Origin of the sequence: Streptomyces sp. R28 (assembly GCF_041052385.1) — a bacterium.
Classification (GTDB): Bacteria; Actinomycetota; Actinomycetes; order Streptomycetales; family Streptomycetaceae; genus Streptomyces.
Genome location: NZ_CP163439.1, coordinates 1,194,981 through 1,212,994, shown reverse-complemented (window position 1 = coordinate 1,212,994; position 18,014 = coordinate 1,194,981). Strand labels below are relative to the sequence as shown.

16 protein-coding genes and 1 pseudogene are annotated in these 18,014 nt (G+C 70.1%); 7 read left to right on the top strand and 10 right to left on the bottom strand.

Translation table 11 applies throughout. The annotated features are described in order from the left end of the window. Window positions 1-14 precede the first annotated feature (14 nt). Both AB5J49_RS05155 and AB5J49_RS05150 read left to right on the top strand, forming a co-directional pair. A complete protein-coding gene (locus AB5J49_RS05155; protein WP_369167275.1) occupies window positions 15-269 on the top strand; it encodes a hypothetical protein in 255 nt (84 codons plus the stop codon). A gap of 6 nt (window positions 270-275) precedes the next feature. Next, window positions 276-1,025: a transposase family protein gene (locus AB5J49_RS05150; RefSeq protein WP_369167274.1), complete on the top strand. Its 750-nt coding sequence runs from the start codon at window positions 276-278 to the stop codon at window positions 1,023-1,025. A gap of 8 nt (window positions 1,026-1,033) precedes the next feature. On the opposite strand, the gene AB5J49_RS05145 is transcribed toward AB5J49_RS05150, so the two are convergent. After that, the gene (locus tag AB5J49_RS05145) at window positions 1,034-1,801 is read right to left on the bottom strand and encodes a transposase (protein WP_369167273.1); all 768 of its coding nucleotides are present in this window, start codon (window positions 1,799-1,801) and stop codon (window positions 1,034-1,036) included. Between the two features lie 355 nt (window positions 1,802-2,156). Here AB5J49_RS05145 and AB5J49_RS05140 point away from each other — a divergent pair, with 355 nt between their 5' ends. The 3 genes and pseudogenes from AB5J49_RS05140 to AB5J49_RS05130 all read left to right on the top strand — a co-directional run. After that, window positions 2,157-3,179, top strand: coding sequence for an immunity 49 family protein (locus AB5J49_RS05140; RefSeq protein ID WP_369167272.1), 1,023 nt, complete (start codon window positions 2,157-2,159; stop codon window positions 3,177-3,179). A 130-nt stretch (window positions 3,180-3,309) separates the two neighbouring features. Then, on the top strand, window positions 3,310-3,729 hold the full coding sequence (locus tag AB5J49_RS05135) for a hypothetical protein (RefSeq protein WP_369167271.1): 420 nt from the start codon (window positions 3,310-3,312) through the stop codon (window positions 3,727-3,729). Window positions 3,730-3,760: 31 nt separating this feature from the next. After that, window positions 3,761-3,955, top strand: a pseudogene (locus AB5J49_RS05130) (response regulator transcription factor); the annotation flags it as partial. Window positions 3,956-4,687: 732 nt separating this feature from the next. On the opposite strand, the gene AB5J49_RS05125 reads toward AB5J49_RS05130, so the two are convergent. The 8 genes from AB5J49_RS05125 to xylB all read right to left on the bottom strand — a co-directional run bounded on the left by AB5J49_RS05125 (window position 4,688) and on the right by xylB (window position 14,288). Then, window positions 4,688-4,945 (bottom strand): NAD(P)H-binding protein, encoded by a 258-nt coding sequence (locus tag AB5J49_RS05125; protein ID WP_369167270.1) that lies wholly within the window; start codon window positions 4,943-4,945, stop codon window positions 4,688-4,690. Between the two features lie 303 nt (window positions 4,946-5,248). Further along, on the bottom strand, window positions 5,249-6,772 hold the full coding sequence (gene adh / locus AB5J49_RS05120) for an aldehyde dehydrogenase (protein ID WP_369167269.1): 1,524 nt from the start codon (window positions 6,770-6,772) through the stop codon (window positions 5,249-5,251). A gap of 105 nt (window positions 6,773-6,877) precedes the next feature. Beyond that, complete coding sequence (locus AB5J49_RS05115; protein WP_369167268.1) at window positions 6,878-8,209, bottom strand: GAF domain-containing protein; 1,332 nt, start codon at window positions 8,207-8,209, stop codon at window positions 6,878-6,880. 85 nt (window positions 8,210-8,294) lie between these two features. Beyond that, on the bottom strand, window positions 8,295-8,894 hold the full coding sequence (locus tag AB5J49_RS05110; RefSeq protein WP_369167267.1) for an N-acetylmuramoyl-L-alanine amidase: 600 nt from the start codon (window positions 8,892-8,894) through the stop codon (window positions 8,295-8,297). 41 nt (window positions 8,895-8,935) lie between these two features. After that, a complete protein-coding gene (locus tag AB5J49_RS05105; RefSeq protein WP_369167266.1) occupies window positions 8,936-9,946 on the bottom strand; it encodes an acetamidase/formamidase family protein in 1,011 nt (336 codons plus the stop codon). Continuing rightward, window positions 9,943-11,439: an APC family permease gene (locus AB5J49_RS05100; RefSeq protein WP_369167265.1), complete on the bottom strand. Its 1,497-nt coding sequence runs from the start codon at window positions 11,437-11,439 to the stop codon at window positions 9,943-9,945. The genes AB5J49_RS05105 and AB5J49_RS05100 overlap by 4 nt, the downstream gene beginning before the upstream one ends. Before the next feature lie 174 nt (window positions 11,440-11,613). Beyond that, window positions 11,614-12,828, bottom strand: coding sequence for an ROK family protein (locus tag AB5J49_RS05095; protein ID WP_369167264.1), 1,215 nt, complete (start codon window positions 12,826-12,828; stop codon window positions 11,614-11,616). Between the two features lie 14 nt (window positions 12,829-12,842). Further along, a complete protein-coding gene (gene xylB, locus AB5J49_RS05090; RefSeq protein WP_369167263.1) occupies window positions 12,843-14,288 on the bottom strand; it encodes a xylulokinase in 1,446 nt (481 codons plus the stop codon). A gap of 203 nt (window positions 14,289-14,491) precedes the next feature. Between xylB and xylA the strand changes: the two genes are divergently transcribed. Together xylA and AB5J49_RS05080 are read left to right on the top strand one after the other, a co-directional pair. Continuing rightward, complete coding sequence (gene xylA, locus AB5J49_RS05085; protein ID WP_369167262.1) at window positions 14,492-15,658, top strand: xylose isomerase; 1,167 nt, start codon at window positions 14,492-14,494, stop codon at window positions 15,656-15,658. 464 nt (window positions 15,659-16,122) lie between these two features. Further along, window positions 16,123-16,383: a hypothetical protein gene (locus tag AB5J49_RS05080; RefSeq protein WP_369167261.1), complete on the top strand. Its 261-nt coding sequence runs from the start codon at window positions 16,123-16,125 to the stop codon at window positions 16,381-16,383. A 103-nt stretch (window positions 16,384-16,486) separates the two neighbouring features. On the opposite strand, the gene AB5J49_RS05075 is transcribed toward AB5J49_RS05080, so the two are convergent. Next, window positions 16,487-17,833, bottom strand: coding sequence for an esterase-like activity of phytase family protein (locus tag AB5J49_RS05075; RefSeq protein ID WP_369167260.1), 1,347 nt, complete (start codon window positions 17,831-17,833; stop codon window positions 16,487-16,489). Between the last annotated feature and the right edge of the window lie 181 nt (window positions 17,834-18,014).

The window sequence follows — 18,014 nt, the reverse complement described above, 5'->3', positions numbered from 1 at the left end:
TCGTTGAACTGGGCATGGTGGGGACTGGGGCGCGTGAGTTGATCGTGGCGGAGTACCGGGTCACTGGGCTGTCGCCGGATGTGATCGCTGAACTCGTCGCTGAGGTGGGGGCGTTGTGGCACGAGCAGCATCAGGATCGCCTGACGGCTCGGCCGCGGTGGCGGGCTGTGGGAGCCGGGGCGAAGCACAAGTTCGTCTTCGTCTACCGCCTGCTGGCCACGCTGGTGAGTCTGCGCCATGGCACCACTCATGACGTGCTGGCCTGCTGATTCGGCGTGGACCGCTCCACCATCACCCGCGCCATCGGCGAGGTGCGGCCCCTGCTCGCGCAGCGGGGCTGCACCGTTGCGCCGGGCATCCGCCTGGGCTCTCTCGCCGAGGTCATTGAGCACCTGGGCGCCGACGGTCAGACCGGGATCATTGACGGCACGGAGATCCGTGTGCGGCGCCCGGCCGCAGGCCGCAAGGACCGGGACAAGTTCGTCTCCGGCAAGACCAAGCAGAACGCCGTGAAGTCCATGGTCCTCACCGACGCCGAGGGGCGCGTGTTGTTCTGCAGCCCGGTCCGGCCGGGCAGTTGCGCCGACATCACCCAGGCCCGACAGCTCGGACTGGTCAAGCTCCTGGCCGACGGTCCGTTCATGGAGATCCTCGCGGACGCCGGCTATCAAGGCATGGGCGCACAGACCGGCGGACGAGTGGTCACACCACCGCACCGCAAGTTCAAGAAGAACGCTCCCGCCTGGTATGAGGAGCGGCACGAGCAACAGCGCAAAGCGCACTCCTCACGACGCATCCGCGTCGAGCACGGCATCGCGCACTTGAAGAACTGGCGGGCCCTGGCCCGCCACCACGGCCGTCGCGAGCACATGAGCGACATTGTCCAAGCCGTCGACTGGACTGCTCTCACATCAGCAGACCGCCAGCCTCTCCCACGGCCCGCGAACGTGAAAATCCGGCAGCACCAGGCTTCTCGACGAGCCGCGGCCAACCGTGCACGAGGTCGTAGAGGTTGTCCCGTATGAGGCGTGAGTTATCCGGTGAGGGCCAGGCTGTGGATCCGGGCGATGCCGAGCATGGCTTGGTGAACGCCGTTGCCCTTGAGCCGGCAGTCCCGCAGGATCTTCCAGTTCTTCAATCGCGACAGGGCGTGTTCCACCCGGGCTCGCGCCCGGCGGTGGACGGCGTTCTCCGCTTCCTGCTGTGGGCTGAGGTGCGTCTGACCTCGTCGTTTGCGGTGCGGGATGAGCAGGCCGGTGCCCTGATAGCCGCCGTCGGCGATGGTCGGTGCGCCGCGGCAGGCCCGGTCGACGCCGGACTCCGTGAAGGCCCGGCAGTCGTTGCGGCTGCCGGGCAGCGGCAGGCCGATCGCCACCACAAGGCGGCTGTTGGCGTCGATCACGACCTGCAGGTTCGTCGAGTACCGAGAGTTCTTACTGGACGCGGCCACGCTGCGATCACGGGTGGGCACCAGGGTGCCGTCGACGATGTAGACGGTGTCCTTGCGCGGCCGACGGGCCGGCGAGATGGCCAGCAGGGGCGCCAGGTGATCGAGGATGCGGTCGGCCGCAGACTTCGAGACCCCGAACAACGGCGCCACCTGCCGCAACGTCAGGTTCGTGCGCCAGTACGTCGCCACCAGCAACACCCGGTTCTCCAACTGCAGCCGCCAGGGACGGCCGCGCTGAACGTCACCACCGCGACGCCGTACCAGGGCCACCAGCCTGGTGAACTGTGACTCGGTCAGCCCGGAGAACGGCTCGATCCACTTCGGATCATCCGCTGAGATCACCCCACCCATGCCCCGCCAACGCACCAACCACCCCACCGGTTACGGGACAACCTCTAGGTGCTTCTGGCTGTTCCTGACGGCAACTGGTCACGCGCTGGTCACGTGTCCAACGGTCGGGGCGGGCGCGGCGGGCTGTCGCGCCAGAAGCGGGCATCTCACTGGTGGGACAGCCCGGGTGGAAGCCGAGGACCGCGTCATGCAGGACGCGCAAACGTGTAGGTCGAATGGGGTCTGACTCTTCGGGGTCAGGCCCCTTGATCTTTACTGTGCTGGATAGGCGCTGGACCCTCTGACCTCTAGTGCTGTCAGTGCCCGTTGATAACGTGCTTCGTCCAGTCGTGGAGTTCATGAAGGGGCGGGGTACGTGCGGAATGTGACATGCCATCTGGTCGGCGAGCAGCGGTTGGCCGAGGCGCTCGATGACATCGACGGGCGGGCCTACACGCGGTGGCACTCGCTGCGGTACGGCAGCATTTCGCCGACGCTGATCCGGGCCATGGCGGACGAACTGCTCGACCATGTCGCCGCGCGAACGGTGACGGAGCCGGGGCTCGACGCTGCGGCCGGCACGGTCGCCGTCACCGCCGCGGAGTGTGTCCACGGAGTGCTGAGCATCATGTGCTTCCCGAGCGGGGACCAGGAACTCCGGTTCCCCCTCGTCGGGGAGCGGATCAGCACGGACCCGGACGACGACGAGTTCGGGGACGGGCCCATCACCTTCCGGGACGTCGTCAAGGAGGCGCCCACCGCGCGGACCTGGCTCGACATGTTCGAGATGTGTGTCGTCAGCGGGCATGTGTGGGACTGGGAGCGGGGCACTGGGCTGCTGCTGCGCGGCGACTACGCGCCCGCCATCCGTGACGGCGTGCCCTACAACCGGTACACCTCCGTCTCCGACCCCGCCGACCTCGCCGCCATGGACGCCCTGTGCCCCTATCTCACCGAGGCGGCCGGGCATCTGCCCCGCGACTGGCCTACGGTTGCGCTGCGCAAGCCGGACGCCGGGGAGCGCGCGGAGGCCGCCCGGCGGCTCGACGAGGTCGGCGACGCGCTGAGTGCGGACCAGCGGCTGCTCCGCGTACTCCTCGACGACGACCAGCACGCCTTCGAGGACGCCCTCGTCGCCCGGCTGGTCGCGTACCGGGAGAGCGTCGAGGCCGATGCCGGTGATCCCGCGCCCCGGTCCCTCCTCCCCCTCGGCACCCTCGCCCTGGCCTGCCTCGCCGTCCAGGTCCATGGGTGGGAACTCGGTGTCCGGTCCGGGTATCTGCCGTACGGTCTGCTGGGATCGCCGGACGCGCCGCGCCGGGCGGCGGAGGGGAAGGGGAACAACTTGGGCTGCTGGGCCGAAGAAGCGGTGGCAGATCGTCTCGGCCGGTGCCGGTGACAAGGGGGAGCGGCTCTACGGATGGGCGTGGGTCGCCACCGGCGAACCCCGGCACTGGCTGCTGATCCGCAAGCACCTGAAGACCGGCGAACTGGCCTACCACCTGTGCTTCGCCCCCGAAGGACAGCGCGTGACACTGCGTCGGCTTCGCTGGCCGGTCGAGGAGGATTTCGAGTCCGGTAAGGATCTGTTCGGCCTGGACCAGTCCCAGGTCAGACTGTACGAGGCGATCCGCCGCCACACCGTCCTGGTCGTGATCGCTTTAGCGGTGTGCTCGGTAGCCGCCGCCCGAGCCCGGCCGAGGACCGACACCCAGGCCAGGCCGCCGACCGGCCCCGAGGACATCCCGCCGCTCGAACCCGGACACGTCCCACTGACCGTCGCTGCGATCAAGAAGCTGCTCGGCACCCTGAACCCCCGCCAGGCCACCCTTGAACACCGGGTCCACTGGCAGAACTGGCGAGACCGACACCGGGCCAGAGCACGCTGGCACCATCAAAGAGCCCGCCTCGGACGGCCCTTGGAGAACCCGTACCCGCAGGTCAAATAACGAAGTGCGGCTGCCGTACCGGGGCGCCGGCCTGTCCGGCAGGGAACTCGAAGTCCTGTCCGCCGCGGCTCGCGGGCACAGCAACAAGCAGATCGCCCGCGCTCTGCGCCTGTCCGAGGCCACGGTCAAGACCCATCTGCTGCACATCTACGCCAAGCTCGACGTCGGCGACCGGACCGCCGCCGTCACCGCCGCACTCGGCCGGGGAATCATCCGCATGGACTGAGCGCTGGCGATGTCGTCGTGCTGGTCTCCGTTGCCGCTCCGCGAACGTCGCCTGCTGACAGGAACGTTCGCCGCCTCGGACCACCGGACCTGTCACTCGATCACCACCGCGCTGCCGGCGAGCGGGCGTGCGTACCGGCTGCGCACCCGAGCCGACCCGTCGCGCACACCGGACACGCGGTCGTTCATGGTCGCGGTTGATCGTTCAGCCGTACGGTGACGATACGCGGCCCTTGTCGCCTCGCTGGGCGACGGCATGGCCTTCTCGATCCGCTCCTTCCAGCTGGAGCGATATCGGGCCTCCGTCCGCCGTGAAGTTGCGCCACCAGTTCTCGGCGTCAGGGAAGGCCACGGCGATCGTGACGATGTCACCTTTGCGTTGGTAGGCCACCGGAGTGCTGAACGTTCGTCTCGACCGCCGCCCCGTGTACGTGACGACGGTGAGATAGCGACGGACCCACCTCCCCCACCGACGCGACGAACGGAGTCTCACGACCCAGGCGTTGAAACCGCCGATCGCTCGCCGCCTCAGTCCCCCACTGTGCCGCATGATGCCTCCCGGACTCGGTTCCCGATCGTGCTCCTGATGGCCGACCGGAGCTTGCAGACTGCCCCTGACCCCATAGCTGCTCCCAGATGCCGTCCACCAATCAGAGCCGGCGCCGGCGTCCAAGGCGGCGATCGGAGGACACGGCCGACCTCCGATCGCCGCAGACATGACGGGCCGGGATATTCAGCGTCCCGCGTTCCAGACGACCGGTGCCTTGCGAATCCACATGCCCTGCTCGACGGTGTCCAGGAGGAAGCGGGCGAGGTCGGCGCGGTTGATCCGCGTGCCCGGCTTGTCGGTCCCGGCCTCGGCGGCCCGCACCGGGGTGACGACGGGTTTGTCGGCGAGGAAGACAGCCCGGACGAGGGTCCAGTCGGTGTCGGAGGCGCGCACGACCTCGTCCACGCCGTCGTGGTCGTCGAAGGTGGCATAGCGGAGCACGGCTCGGCCGTGGTCGAGGAACTGGTGGCCGATGAACTCTTGGAAGACCTTGCTGCCGAGGCTGTGCCAACGCTGCTCTAACCGGCCGATGCTCCTTCGACTGCGACGTCACCGCGTCCGGCTCGGACGGACCGTGGTGCCCCTGACTCACAACGAGCTGCACTACACGTTTCTTGGTCCATGACTGGTCCGAAAGATCTGTCTGGAACATCGGCACTTCGGAGGTACGGGTTGACCTGAGATGCAATGGAAACGAGGGTGCCTAGCTGGTGAATCTCCAGCTAGGCACCCATTTCAAACGGCCTAGAAGAAGCCCAGCTTCTTCGGCGAGTACGAGACGAGCAAGTTCTTCGTCTGCTGATAGTGCTCCAACATCATCTTGTGCGTCTCACGTCCGATGCCCGAGCCCTTGTAGCCGCCGAACGCCGCGTGCGCCGGGTAGGCGTGGTAGCAGTTCGTCCACACGCGGCCCGCCTGGATGGCGCGGCCCGCGCGGTACGCGGTGTTGATGTCCCGCGTCCAAACGCCCGCACCGAGGCCGTACAGCGTGTCGTTGGCGATTTTGATGGCGTCGTCGAAGTCGTCGAAGGACGTCACCGAGACGACGGGTCCGAAGATCTCCTCCTGGAAGATCCGCATGCGGTTGTGGCCCTCGAAGATGGTCGGTTGGACGTAGTAGCCGCCCTTCAACTCGCCCTCGTGCTCGATGCGTTCGCCGCCTGTGAGGACCTTGGCGCCTTCCTGCCGACCGATGTCCAGGTAGGAGAGGATTTTCTCCAACTGGTCGTTGGAGGCCTGCGCGCCGATCATCGTGTCCGTGTCGAGCGGGTGGCCGGTCTTGATCTGCTCGGTGCGGGCGACCCCCGCCTCCATGAACTCGGCGTACTGGCCGCGCTGCACCAGCGCCCGCGACGGGCACGTGCACACCTCGCCCTGGTTGAGCGCGAACATCGTGAAGCCCTCGAGCGCCTTGTCCCGGAAGTCGTCGTCGGCCCCCCAGACATCGTTGAAGAAGATGTTCGGGGACTTGCCGCCGAGTTCGAGCGTGACCGGGGTGATGTTCTCCGAGGCGTACTGCATGATCAACCGGCCGGTCGTCGTCTCACCGGTGAACGCCACTTTGGCCACCCTGGAGCTGGACGCCAGCGGCTTGCCCGCCTCCACGCCGAAGCCGTTGACGATGTTGAGGACCCCCGGCGGGAGCAGATCGGCGACCAGGCTGAGCCAGTAATGGATGGACGCCGGGGTCTGCTCGGCCGGCTTGAGCACCACCGCGTTGCCCGCGGCCAGCGCCGGCGCGAGCTTCCACGTGGCCATGAGGATCGGGAAGTTCCACGGGATGATCTGCGCGACCACGCCGAGCGGCTCGTGGAAGTGGTACGCCACCGTGTCGTCGTCGACCTCGCCGAGCGAGCCCTCCTGGGCGCGGATCGCGCCGGCGAAGTAGCGGAAGTGGTCGATGGCCAGCGGGATGTCGGCGGCCAGCGTCTCGCGCACCGGCTTGCCGTTCTCCCAGCTCTCGGCGACCGCCAGCTGCTCCAGGTTCGCCGCCATACGGTCGGCGATCTTGAGCAGGATGTCGGCGCGCTCGGTCACCGAGGTCCGGCCCCACGCGGGGGCGGCGGCGTGCGCCGCGTCCAGCGCCCGCTCCACGTCCTCCGCCGTGCCCCGCGCGATCTCGGTGAACGGCTGCCCGTTCACCGGCGACGGGTTCTCGAAGTACTGCCCCAGGATCGGCGGCACGTACTCACCGCCGATGAAGTGGTCGTAGCGCGCCTGGTAGGAGACGATCGCACCCTCGGTGCCGGGTGCCGCGTAACGGGTCATGCTGGTCTGCCTCCCTGCAGAAGCGCTGCCCGCCGTTGGGCAGCTCTCGGCGCGAGGCTAGGGACGGCGAGGTTGCAAGTACGTTGCGCGGGGCGAGGGTTCCGGTCAGCGCTGCGGGCGGCGCTCCCAGACGGGCCGTGCGGGCCGTGCGGACAGGGCTGACAGTTCGGACTCCAGCGCGGTCAGCCGCGACCGCACCGCCGCCGTCGGGCGCACCATGGCGAGAGCCCGCCATACTTCGAGGTCGTCCTCGCCCCATGGCGCGTGCGCCCAGTCGGCCAGCAGGTCGGGGTCGCGGCGGGCGATCAACGCCGTACGGAGTCCGTCGGCGAGACGGCGCCTGAGCCGCACCACGGCCGGTGCCTGGGAACCGGGCAGCAGCGGGCCGGCGTACGCCATGGCCGCGCCCGTGACCGCGCCGGTTTCCAGACGTCGCTCGACGACCGCCACGTCCGACTCGACCGGCACCGTGAGCCGGTAGGGCCGCGAGCCGAGCAGCCCCGGGCCGAGTATCCGGCGCAGGCGGGCCAGTTCGGCGCGCAGCGTCACCGGCGTCACCGACTCGTCCTCGTACAGCGCGCACAACAGCTCGTCCCCGGTCAGCCCTTCCGGGTGGCGGGCCAGCAGCACCAGGATCTCGCTGTGCCGACGGCTGAGCCTGACCCGGCGCCCGCCGCTGAGGAACTGCGCCTCGTCTCGGCCCAGCGCGGACAGCTCCGGTGTGTCGGCCGCGGGCCCCGGCGGGGCGAGCAGCGCCAGATGGGACTCCGCCGCACGCGCGACCGCCTGCACGAACCCCAGGCTGTGCGGATGCGCGAGCCCGTCGCCGCCGGTGATGTCCACCGCCCCGAGCACCCGCCCGGTGCGTGGATCGTGCACTGGCGCCGCCGCACAGGTCCAGGGTTGGACCTGGCGGATGAAGTGCTCGGCCGCGAACACCTGCACCGGCCGGTCCACGGCGACCGCCGTGCCCGGTGCGTTCGTCCCGACCGCGGTCTCCGCCCATCGCGCGCCCGGCACGAAGTTCATCAGCCCCGCCCTGCGCCGGGTCGTCGGATGGCCCTCGACCCACAGCAGCCTGCCGTGCGCGTCGCACACCGCTAGCAGATGCTCGCCGTCGGCGGCGAACGTGCCCAGCAGCTCCCGGAACAGCGGCATCACCCGCGCCAGCGGATGCTCCGCGCGGTAGGCGCCGAGATCCCCGTCGGCCAGCTCCACGCTCGCGGTCCCGTCCGGACCGACACCGGCCCGCGCGGAACGCCGCCACGAGTCGGCCACCACGGCACGCACCGGCTGTGGCACCGTCCCCACCTCGGTGAACGTCTCATGCGCACGACGCAGTACCTGTACACGCTCGGAAGGGTCGGCCCCAGGTTCCAGGGCCACCCACGGATCGGTCAACTCGGCCTCCCGGGAAGGCGGTGCGGCTGGGGACATCGTCACTCCGGGTACGCGGACGGACAACCTCTTCGACTGGGTCACCTGATCTGCGCACACCGGTTCGGTTCGGCTGCGGCCGGTCTCAGGCCGAGTTGACCAGTCGTATGTAGCGCGACCAGTCCCAGTACGGACCGGGATCGGTGTGGTCCGTGCCCGGAACCTCGTAGTGCCCGATGATGTGCTCCCGGTCCTTCGGGATGCCGTACTTCTCGCAGATTGCCGCCGTCAGCAGCGCCGACTTCTCGTACAGGACGCCGGTGAAGAAACCGGGTTCGTCCACCCAGCCCTCGTGCTCGATGCCGATGCTGCGCGCGTTGTTGTCCCAGTCCCCGGCGTGCCAGGCGATGTCGGCCTCGCGCACGCACTGGGACGTGTGCCCGTCTCCTGATCGCACGACGTAGTGGGCGGACACCTTCTTCGTGGGGTTTTCAAAGACGAACAGGGTTTTGGGGTAGGTGGTCTGTGTCACGTGGATGATCACCCGGTCGACCTGGTGGGTCGTGGGGCGGTCCGCCACCGTGTAGTTGGCGGTGCTCGCCGGCCGCCACACGGCGGGCGGATAGTCAGGTGCCGGGACGTGGGCACCGGCCGGTCGTTCGGGGAGCAGGACATACGGGACGGCGGCGAGGGCGGTGCCTTGGAGAAGGCGCCGTCGGCTGGGTCGTGGTCTTGCGCGTTCCAAAGGGGACATTGGCCTTTCGGTGTTGAGGTCGGCCGGAGCACTCAGCGCAGAGTCGCTGCCATCTCCCGCAGCCGCGCATGAAGTCCGCGGTGCGTCTCGTGTGCGGGCAGCCACTGCTTGCGGAGCTTGGCCACGCACGTGTAGTTGGTGTCGCACACGTTGGCCAGGGGCGACTCGACGGCCTGGGTCGCGAACTGGTACGCGTCCAGCTCACTGAACCCGTAGTCGCGCACCAGCCACTGCACCAGGTCGAGCTGGGATATCCGGAACGCGTCCTCCAGCGGCCGGGCCGAGCCCGTCGAGATGAGGTGCGTGTCCGACTCGATGCGCGGCCAGGGCGTGGCGAGCCCCTTGAGCAACTCGACGATCACCACGGTGTTCATCGCGCACTCGACCGCCACCCCACAGGTCTCGCCCTCGCCCTGCCGGGCGTGCCCGTCGCCGAGACTGAGCAGCGCGCCCTCGACGTTCACCCCGAGATAGCAGGTGACGCCCGCGCGCATCTCGGGCGTGTCCATGTTCCCGCCATGGGCGTCGGGCACCAGGGCCGAGCGAACCTCCAGATTGGCGGGGGCCACCCCGACCGTCCCGTGCATCGGGTCCATGGGCAGCTCGGCCTCGATGTCACTGTCGTGCGCCCGGAACAGCGCCGTACGCCGTGCCCGGTCGAGCTGCCAGATCCAGACGGTCTCCGGGAGCGGCGGTTGCAGCGTGGCCGTGGTGTGCGTGGAGGTCAGTGCGCCGAACAACGGGACCGTGGTCGACGCGGCCCAGTCCCGGGCCGGTTCGATCGACACGAAATGCACGGCGACCGTGTCACCCGGCTCGGCGCCCTCGATGTGGAAGGGACCGGTCTGCGGGTTGAGGTAGGGGAACTCGCACACCTCCGACACCAGGTCCTTCTCCGACCGAACCCGCCCGGCGAAGCAGTCCTCCGTGTACAGGTCTAGGACCGTGCCGGGTGCGATGCGCGCCACGGGCGGTGCGCCACCGAACGTCCAGGCGTATTCGCCCGGCTCGGGTCGCACGGTCAGGATCCGGGGGTCGCTCATCGCTGCACAGCTCCGTTCTGCGGAAGGCCGGTGGGGGAGGGGTCGTCGAGGTGCACACGGGCGGTCTCGGCTATCCGCCCGGGGTGGCGCCGTATCAGCACGAGCAGTACGACGACCCCGGCCGCCATCCACACACCGACCACAGGTCCCGCGTACGACACGGGCGCGGTCAGCTCGGAGACGAAGTCGAAGACGGGCAGTCCCGCCGCGGTCAGCAGCGCGGGCACGAACGCGGCGATGCCGAGGACGGGCAGGAGCAGATGCCGTACGGGCTTGAGCGCCTCGCGCCTGCGGCGCAGGAAGTAGCCGGCACAAGCGAGGTTCACCATGATGTACACGCCGATCACGACCGTCACGATCACCGTGGCCAGCAGCAGGAACGCCGTCACCGGGTCGTAGGCCAACCCCAGCCCCAGTACGGCGCCGACCGCGACGACGGTCTGTACGGCGATACCGGCGACGGGGGAGCGGTACTTGGGGTGCAGCACGGCCAGGAAGCGTGGCAGGACGCGGATGCGGGCCAGGGCGAACGCGGTCCGGGTGGAGACGTTGGCACACGCGTTGGCGTTGGCAATGGCCGAGTTGACCACCGCCAGGAACACCAGCACCCAGAACAGCCCGAAGGATGCGCGGGCCACGCCCTCCCAGGACGCGGCGCCGGAAGCCCCGAACTCCCCGAAGCGGTCCGGCCCGTAGTACACGCTCATGGCGTAGGTGGTGAGCACGTAGAACAGGCCGATGCCGAGGGCCGCGCCGAGCACCGCGCGGTGCATCGTCCGGCGAGGGTTCCGCGTCTCCTCGGCCAGCGGTGCCGCGGCCTCGAATCCGGCGAAGGCGAGCACCGTGTAGACCGACCCGGCGAACACTCCGCTGAGTCCCTCGTAGCCCTCCGGGGTGTGCGACGTCCCGAACACGGACAGCGTGTTGTCCCCGCCCGCCTTGCCGATCAGCCAGACGGCGAACACCACGAGGACGAGAACCTCGAAGATCCCGAGAACCGTGCCGAACCGTGCGGAGGCACGTACCCCCAAGTACCCGGAGACGGCGATGATCGCGGCACCCGCGAGCGCCCACGGCCACCACAGGTCCGCCGGATACGACGACCACTCCTGGTGCAGCGTGGCCGCCGTCGTGAAGCCCAACTGCAGAAGCAGCAGCGGCGGGACGAGCGCCTCGACGAACACGTAGCCCCAGCCGACGAGGAAACCCACGGTGGGATGCAGCCCCTGCGCCACATACGTGGACACCGAGCCCGCGGCCGGCAGTTCCCGCGCCAGCTCGGCGACGCACGACGCCGTGAACAGACACGCGACCAGCGCGATCAGCACCGACAGCGGCAGGCTTCCGCCCGCGAAGGCGGCACCCGCCGGAATGGACGCCGCGACCGCCGCGGCCGGCGCCATGGCCGTGATGCTCTGGAACAGGACCTCGCGCAACCCGATCGCGTCGCGCCGCAGCCCTGCAGCCCCTTGCCCCGCCTTGTCCCCCGACATGTGAATCCCCCTCATTCACGCCGATGCGCCCAGTCGCCATGACACGACGGCTGCGCCTCGCGGGAATCACGGTACGGCGCGGGCGGGTTGGGCAGAAGAGTGCGCCGGGTTTCCGTGGACAGCCGTGGGATTGTGGATAACTCGCTCACTCACACGAGTGAACTCGGCCTGGGGTCAGGCCTGTTCCGCCACGGCCACCGCCACCGGATCGTCCAGGACCGCTCGCACCACAGAGTGCGCGGCCCCCAACAACGGCCCCTCGGGACCCAGCCGCGACACGGACACCGGACAGGCGGCCCCCGCGGTGCGCCGGTCCAGCTCGGCCTCCAGCGACGGCAGCAGCCAGGGCGCGAGCCCGGCCAGCGCGCCGCCCAGCACCACGCTCTCGGGGTCCAGCAGATTGACCGCGCCCGTCAGCGCGACGCCGAGCGCCGTTCCCGCGTCGCGCAGGGCCCGCCGTACGTCCTCGTCGCCCTCGGCGGCACGCCCGGCGAGCAGCCCGACGCGGTCCTCGTCCGACTCCAGACCTGCCGCACGCAGCACCGCCTCCTCACCGGCGTACTGCTCCAGACACCCCCGCCCCCCGCACGGGCACTCGGGCCCGTCCGGCTGGACCGGTACATGCCCCAACTCGCCGGCGAAACCACGGGTTCCATGCAGCAGCCCGCCGTCCACCACGACTGCCGCACCGATGCCGATCTCCGCCGACACGTGCAGGAAGTCACGCGCGGTTCCGTCGCCGAGCCAGAGCTCGGCGAGTGCGCCGAAGTTGGCCTCGTTGCCCACGGTGAGCGGAAAGTCCACCGGCAGCAGAGCACCGAGGTCCGTGTCGCGCCAGTCGAGGTTCGGCGCGCGTACGACCGTACGGGCGTCCCGCGCGACCAGACCCGGCACCGCGACCGCCAGCCCGGCGGGCCACAGCCCTTCGCGCTCGGCCTCGGCGAGAACCTGGCGCAACAGCTCGGTCAGTTCCTCGATGACCGGTTCGGGGGCCCGGCCGCGGTTCGCGCCGTGCCGCACCGCCCTGGACCGCACCTTGCCGCGCAGATCGACCGCGCAGACGGCGAGGTGGTCGACACCGATCTCCGCGCCGATCCCGGCTGGTCCGTGCCCGCTGACGGCCAGCGCCGACCCGGGACGGCCCACCCGGCCGGGCCGCTCGGGACCGAGTTCCTCCAGCAGTCCCGAGCGGATCAGCTCGTCGACGAGCGTGGACACCGCGGCTCGGGTCAGGCCTATGTGGGAGGCGACGGCGGCCCGCGAGAGCGGCCCCTCGGCACTCACGGTGTGCATGACCCGCGCGAGGTTGCGGCGGCGCATGCCCTGTTGGGTGTTGGGCAGCGCCCGGCCGGGGCCGGCCGGGTGGGCCTCGTGCAGCGGTGCGGTCATGCCTCCGTCCGTCCTCAGTGAGATTCGGGGCCCCGCTGAAGCAGCGGGGCCGCGTCGGAGAGTACCCCGCTGATCCTGGTCAGCGTCTCCTCGTCCCGTTCCACGGCGTCGAGCACCGGCCCACGCGTGGTGTTCCAGCGTCGGGCGACCGCGGCCGGATCCTCGCCGGTCAGCAGGCCCGCCGCCTGGGCCGCCGCACCGAGCGCGACCAGTTCCTTGGCCTCGGGGACCTGCACCGGGCGCCCCGACAGCCGCCGTACGGTCTCCTGCCAGGCCGTGCCACGGGCGCCGCCGCCGATCAGCAGCAGTGGGGCCGAGCGGTCCGCGTCCTCGTCCAGGACCAGGTCCAGTGCGCCGAGCAGCGCGTGGACGGCACCGTCGTAGGCGGCCTGCAGGAGCTGGCCGGCGGTCGTGTCGTGGCGCAGGCCGTGCAGGAGACCGGAGGCGTTCGGCAGGTTCGGGGTGCGTTCGCCGTCCAGGTAGGGCAGGAGCGTGAGGGCGGTGGTCGGTTCCACGGCCTCGCGGTCGAGGCCCAGCAGAGTCGCGAGGCGATCCACGGCGAGCGTGCAGTTCAGGGTGCAGGCCAGCGGTAGCCAGTCGCCGTGCGCGTCGGCGAAGCCCGCCACGGTGCCGGTCGGGTCGGCGGGGCGCCGCTTTGACACGGCGTACACCGTGCCCGACGTGCCGAGGCTCAGCACGGGCATGCCGGGACGCAGCCCGAGGCCCAGCGCGGCGGCGGCGTTGTCGCCGGTGCCGGGGGCGACCAGGGTGCCCTTGGAGAACGGCAGGTCGTGGCTGTCGCGCACGGTGCCCGCGACCTCGCCCGGCCGGACCACACGGGGCAGCAGCGCCGGATCGAGCCCCACGCGCGCGAGGATCTCGTCGTCGTACGACTCCGTCCCCGACGCCCACCAGCCCGTACCGGAGGCGTCACCGCGGTCGGTGGTGCCCTGCCCCGTGAGGCGTTCGGTGAGGTAGTCGTGGGGGAGGCGTACGGCCTTGGTGGCCCGGACGGCCTCCGGCTCGTTCTCGGCCAGCCAGGCCCACTTCGTGACCGTGAAGGAGGCGGCCGGGACGGAGCCGGTGCGCTCGGCCCAGAACTTCGCGCCGCCCAGCTCCTCGGTCAGGCGGCGGGCCTGCGGCGCCGAGCGTACGTCGTTCCACAGCAGAGCGGGGCGTACCGGCTCGCCCCGCTCGTCCAGCGTGACCAGGCCGTGCTGCTGCCCGCCGATCGACACCGCGGCGGCCTCGTGCGCTGCGTCGCCGCACTGGCGCAGCGCCTCGCACAGGGCGTCCCACCACTGGCGCGGGTCGCTCTCGCGGCCCGCCCCGGAGGACACCGTGTGCGGTGCCTGGCCGCTCGCGACGACCTGCCCGGTCGACGCGTCGACGACCAGCGCCTTGGTGGACTGGGTGGACGTGTCCACGCCGACGACGAGCGGACCCTCGGCTGCTGACATCGGGCTCTCCCTTTTCCCCGGCTCTGCGGGATCTGACCTGCTGTTTCCAGGGTGCCCCGGATGATCACGACCCGGTCCTCACCCCTTCAGGGACATCTTGTCCCTTCCCAGGGACGCGTCGGCATACTAATTTGTAAACCGCCATGACGAAATAGTCGTAGCGAGTCGTAGCAAGCAGTCGTCCGTAAGCAAGGAGCCGCGGCATGAGCTACCAGCCCACCCCTGAGGACAGGTTCACCTTCGGCCTGTGGACTGTCGGCTGGCAGGGACGGGACCCCTTCGGCGACGCCACCCGCCGTGCCCTCGACCCGGTCGAGACGGTGCAGCGCCTGGCCGAGCTCGGCGCCCACGGCGTCACCTTCCACGACGACGACCTGATCCCCTTCGGGTCCTCGGACACCGAGCGCGAGGCGCACATCAAGCGCTTCCGTGAGGCCCTCGACGCGACCGGCATGAAGGTGCCGATGGCCACCACCAACCTCTTCACCCACCCCGTCTTCAAGGACGGCGCGTTCACCGCCAACGACCGTGACGTGCGCCGCTATGCCCTGCGCAAGACGATCCGCAACATCGACCTCGCGGTCGAACTGGGTGCCGAGACCTACGTCGCCTGGGGTGGCCGTGAGGGCGCCGAGTCCGGCGCCGCCAAGGACGTGCGCGTCGCTCTCGACCGCATGAAGGAGGCCTTCGACCTTCTCGGCGAGTACGTCACCTCCCAGGGCTACGACCTGAAGTTCGCGATCGAGCCCAAGCCGAACGAGCCGCGCGGCGACATCCTGCTGCCGACCGTCGGTCATGCGCTGGCGTTCATCGAGCGCCTGGAGCGCCCCGAGCTGTACGGCGTCAACCCGGAGGTCGGCCACGAGCAGATGGCCGGGCTCAACTTCCCGCACGGCATCGCGCAGGCGCTGTGGGCGGGCAAGCTCTTCCACATCGACCTCAACGGCCAGTCCGGCATCAAGTACGACCAGGACCTGCGCTTCGGCGCCGGCGACCTGCGCTCCGCGTTCTGGCTGGTCGACCTCCTGGAGAGCGCCGGTTACGCGGGCCCGAAGCACTTCGACTTCAAGCCGCCGCGGACCGAGGACCTCGACGGCGTGTGGGCGTCGGCCGCGGGCTGCATGCGCAACTACCTCATCCTGAAGGAGCGTTCGGCCGCCTTCCGCGCCGACCCGGAGGTCCAGGAGGCGCTGCGCGCCTCGCGCCTGGACGAACTGGCACAGCCGACGGCGGCGGACGGCCTCAAGGCGCTGCTCGCGGACCGCTCGGCCTTCGAGGAGTTCGACGTCGAGGCGACCGCCGCGCGCGGGATGGCCTTCGAGCGCCTCGACCAGCTGGCGATGGACCACCTGCTGGGCGCCCGCGGCTGAGGCCACGCGCGCGTGCCCGACGCCGCCTTGCCGCGTGTGACCGCCCGTCGAGGGAACCGGTCACACGCGGTACGGGTTGTTGACCGGTCTCCGCGCGGAATGTTCCGGAATCATGCGATCCAAGGCGTGGGTCCGTATCAACTCCCGTGTGGGGGTCGCGTCCTGACCGATGCGAGGCGACCCTTGACGGTATGGCCATGCCGCCCGTACCGCCTCAGCCGCCCGGACCGCCGGGTGACACGCCGCCTCCGGGCGGCTTCGGTCCGCCTCCTGGAGGCTTCGGCCCCGGACAGGGGACAGGAGGCGGCCATGAGCCCACAACCGGATACGGGCCCCCTGGAGGCTACGGTCCGCCCCCGGGTGACAGCGGCCCGCCCTCGTACGGTGGCTGGCCGCCACCGGAATCGCCCCAGGGAGGCGGTGGACCGGGGCGTCGGCGGAATCCGCTCTTCATCCTGCTCGCCGTGATCGTGGTCGTCGGAGCCGTCGTGGCAGTCGTCCTGATGGCCTCGGGAAGCGACGACTCACCCGACGAGACCCCGCCCGCCGAGAGCAGCACGAGCGGCTCGCCCAGGCCGTCCTTCAGCATCCCGACCGAGCTCCCCAGCAAGCTGCCTAGCGAGCTGCCGACATCGCTGCCGTCCGGGTTCCCCACCGAACTGCCCAGCGGCTTTCCGAGCGATCTCGAATCGCTGATCCCGTCGCTGGCGGACGAGCTGCCGTAGTCACGGCACCGGCGGGCTGTGGATGAGCGCGGTACGCGTGCGTGGCGCTCCGCAGTCGCCACGCGCGCGTGCCACACGCGAGCAAGGTGTCTCGAGTCGGCCGTCAGTTGCCGCGCGGCAACCGCACGTAGACCACCGACGTCTCCACACCACTGTCGATCAGCCGGCCCTGCGCGTCGAAGGCGCCCGCGCCGTCCGTCATCCCGAAGTCGTTGTCGTTGATGAGGGCGAGCGTGTCATGGTCCACGCGCGCGACGCCCTCGATCTTCCCGGGGACACCGGCGACCGTGCCCAGGTCGACGACCAGCTTCTTGGGCAGCACCGGCACACCCGAGGCCGCCGGGTCGTCGAGCTGCTCGAGCGACGGAGACGTCGTGTCGTCGTCCCACGTGCCGCCGAGGATGTTAGCGACGTGGTCCAGGCGCACCAGCTGCAGCCGCGCGGCCTTGTCGGTGCGCTCCTCGACCAGCAACCGGTTCCCGCCCACGGCCATGACCGACGAGATCTTCAGCTCGGAGGTGTCGTCCTCGCTCGGGTCCACCACGTTCACCGGGTCGAAGCGGTACGCGTACTCCGCGGTGACCGCCTTCTTCTTCGGCGAGAACCGCAGCAGCCGCGTGGTGCGTGACGTCTCCCCGGCCCCCGTGTCCGGCAGGGACAGCGGGCTCTGCACAGCCATCACCAGGTCGCCGCCGGGCAGTTGGGCGAGCCCTTCGAAGCCGCGGTTGATCTTCCGGTGCAGCAGGACGGACGGCAGTGCCTCCACCACCGGGTAGCCCGTGCCGGTGAGACCGAGTCCCTCGGGAACGTAGCGGGCGAGGACCTTCCCGCGCGCGGAGACGTGAACAAGGGAGGGCCCGTACTCGTCGACGAGCCAGAAACTCCCGTCGGCGGCCCGCACGATGCCCTCGGTGTCCAGCCCGTTCGGGTTGTACCTCACAGGGATCCGAGCGTCGTAGGAGTACGGCGCCTCGTCGCGCCCCTCCTGGTTCGGCAGCCCGGTGACGGGCATCCCGGAAGCGGTCGTGATCGGGATCGCGGCCAGCACCCTCACGGTGCCTCCGGTCAGCCGGATCTTCACGATCGCCGGATCGAATCCCGGAACGGGGAACGTACGGCGCTTCGTGCCGTCCACCTTGATCTGACCGTTGGGGCCACGGTCGGTGACCGTCCAGAACTCGCCCTTACGGCCCGCCGGGTAGATGTCGCTGCCGATGCCGCCCAGGTCCACACCCCGGTCGTCGTCCACGGTGCCGGGCAGCAGCGCGTTGCTGAACGCGCCGAGCGGGATATCGCCGAGCGTCGCCGTGCGCACGACGTGTGCGTGGCCGTCCTTGCCCCCGGCGCCGGCGGCGGGCCCGGCGGCCAGGAGCGCCGCGATCACTGCGACGGGTACGCCCCCGGCAACGGAACGGTGAGCGCGGCGCCTGCCGGTGGCGTGCGGGGACATCGGGCCTCCTGAGAAGCAAGTTCGCTGACACCGGCCAGATTTGGAGCCTGCACGGAACGCCGCACGACCTTGAGGTGAATGCGCGACGACGGCCACTCGTCGAACCGACGTCTTGCTGTCGTGTCGCTCCCACAGGGCTGAACTCTCCCAGCAGCCAGGCCCGTTCGCCAGGAGCGTCGCT

What these genes read in the sequence shown, in the direction of transcription:
- AB5J49_RS05155 (WP_369167275.1), top strand. Translation starts at nt 15, where the DNA reads ATGGTGGGGACTGGGGCGCGTGAGTTGATCGTGGCGGAGTACCGGGTC.
- AB5J49_RS05145 (WP_369167273.1), bottom strand. Translation starts at nt 1,801, where the DNA reads ATGGGTGGGGTGATCTCAGCGGATGATCCGAAGTGGATCGAGCCGTTC.
- adh (WP_369167269.1), bottom strand. Translation starts at nt 6,772, where the DNA reads ATGACCCGTTACGCGGCACCCGGCACCGAGGGTGCGATCGTCTCCTAC.
- AB5J49_RS05115 (WP_369167268.1), bottom strand. Translation starts at nt 8,209, where the DNA reads ATGTCCCCAGCCGCACCGCCTTCCCGGGAGGCCGAGTTGACCGATCCG.
- AB5J49_RS05105 (WP_369167266.1), bottom strand. Translation starts at nt 9,946, where the DNA reads ATGAGCGACCCCCGGATCCTGACCGTGCGACCCGAGCCGGGCGAATAC.
- AB5J49_RS05100 (WP_369167265.1), bottom strand. Translation starts at nt 11,439, where the DNA reads ATGTCGGGGGACAAGGCGGGGCAAGGGGCTGCAGGGCTGCGGCGCGAC.
- AB5J49_RS05095 (WP_369167264.1), bottom strand. Translation starts at nt 12,828, where the DNA reads ATGACCGCACCGCTGCACGAGGCCCACCCGGCCGGCCCCGGCCGGGCG.
- xylB (WP_369167263.1), bottom strand. Translation starts at nt 14,288, where the DNA reads ATGTCAGCAGCCGAGGGTCCGCTCGTCGTCGGCGTGGACACGTCCACC.
- xylA (WP_369167262.1), top strand. Translation starts at nt 14,492, where the DNA reads ATGAGCTACCAGCCCACCCCTGAGGACAGGTTCACCTTCGGCCTGTGG.
- AB5J49_RS05075 (WP_369167260.1), bottom strand. Translation starts at nt 17,833, where the DNA reads ATGTCCCCGCACGCCACCGGCAGGCGCCGCGCTCACCGTTCCGTTGCC.